Source organism: Enhygromyxa salina (assembly GCF_000737335.2).
GTDB classification, from domain to species: Bacteria; Myxococcota_A; Polyangia; order Nannocystales; family Nannocystaceae; genus Plesiocystis; species Plesiocystis salina_C.
Window position 1 is genome coordinate 1 of sequence record NZ_JMCC02000267.1, and the last position, 1,540, is coordinate 1,540.

Here is a 1,540-nt window from a genome sequence, read left to right on the forward strand (position 1 = left end):
TCGGTCTCGTAGGAGAGCGGAAGCTCAGGACCGCTGTCGCACGCGAGCAGTAAGCTGACCATCGAGAGCGTCACCAACTGTCGAGGTCGCATGTGCTTGGATTGTACCAGATCCGTGGTCGTGAGACTTGAGGGTAATGCATACGCCGCCCTCCGGTCATGAGGCATCTCACTCAACAGCATTCTGCGCGCTATTTGGAATAGCTGATGTAATAAGTATAGTAGTAGGTTGTACTGGATCGAGAGAACCCAAGCACGAATGTCGAGTCGTTCTCGACCTCAAAATACGCATCGATCACGTCGGCCAAGCCATCGAGGCTCTCGCCATTCACGGAGAGAAGAATATCTCCTGACTGCAAACCCATAACGGCCGCAAGATCGCCACTCGCAACTCCCCACAGTTGGAAGTAGTCGCTCGTTGCTGACTCCTCCAACCTAGTCGAGTCATTCTGTACAATGTTAATGTCGTTCTTGATTTGGTAGACGAGGGCATAGTCGACAACGTATTCACCCGCGCTCACGTAGGTGATGTGGTCCCCAGGAATCCAGGCATCGCCATCGCCATCACCATCACCGCCAGTCTCGTCGCCAGTCTCGTCGCCAGTCTCGTCGCCAGTCTCGTCGCTAGCGTATAAGGAACAATCGACCTCCCACGCATCATTAGGGCCTTTCGTATGACACCAGGCATCTGCCGCCCATTCGGTCTCGAAGCACTCCGAGTACCGGAACCCGATTGAGTTGTAGCATCCCCATGGGGATGTCATTTCAGTGCAAGTTGATACTCCTCCCGAACAGACACGTATCGTTGGACCCTCTTCCCCTTTGCAGCCGGTCAAGAATAACGCAGCCACCATGGCAACACAGGCAAGATGGCATGATTTTTTTTTTGTGGGACGGCAGTCATGTAGCTTATCTACTGTGTTTCCTCTAAAATAACAATGGCGCAAACTCACTGAGCCATCTCAGAAGGATATTTGCCCTCGTCCAGGCATGGGCGACGCGCAGCCATGGTCCGCAGTCTTGTGTGGTTCCCACTGATCATCACTCGTCAGCGGCGTTCTGCGGTCGGTCGGAGCGGCCCAAGATGGGACGTATAGTGGCGACTCACAGATTCCGCTCCTCCGGTCAGTTGAAGCGGCCCAAAATGGAACGCATCACTGGCGACTCGCAGATTCCGCTTTGAACAGCCGCTGCGACCCGCCCTGGCGGGGTACTACTGCGCGCTGGTGGTCTTCCATGTTCCGCACGACTACCCGGTAGCTCGCCGCCAGTACCAGCGCCGTCGCCATGTCGGCGTGATAGCTGCGATAGCCCGACCTTGATCGCCGCGCTGAAGTAGCCGCCCTGAGGTCCATGTCGGGTTGAGATGCGGAGCTGAGACTCAGTTCCTGCACGAGCAGCTCGAGCCGCGGTGCAGATGGGGCTCCGTGAGTGGGGCCCTGGGCCCCTCTCAGCAGCCGCTGGCCGCTGGCTACTGAAACGGATCGCACTGCAACATTCGGCTGGCCATCACGGTTCTCCCTCGACCGGCCGCGGGCCCA

The 1,540-nt window shown here is 57.2% G+C and carries 1 protein-coding gene; it reads right to left on the reverse strand.

Translation table 11 applies throughout. The features are described 5' to 3' along the window. Window positions 1-190 precede the first annotated feature (190 nt). Complete coding sequence (locus tag DB30_RS40790) at window positions 191-763, reverse strand: PDZ domain-containing protein (protein WP_052559510.1); 573 nt, start codon at window positions 761-763, stop codon at window positions 191-193. Between the last annotated feature and the right edge of the window lie 777 nt (window positions 764-1,540).

Bases quoted from the DNA above. Each gene is read 5' to 3' on its own strand.
- DB30_RS40790 (WP_052559510.1), bottom strand. From the start codon at position 763: ATGACATCCCCATGGGGATGCTACAACTCAATCGGGTTCCGGTACTCG.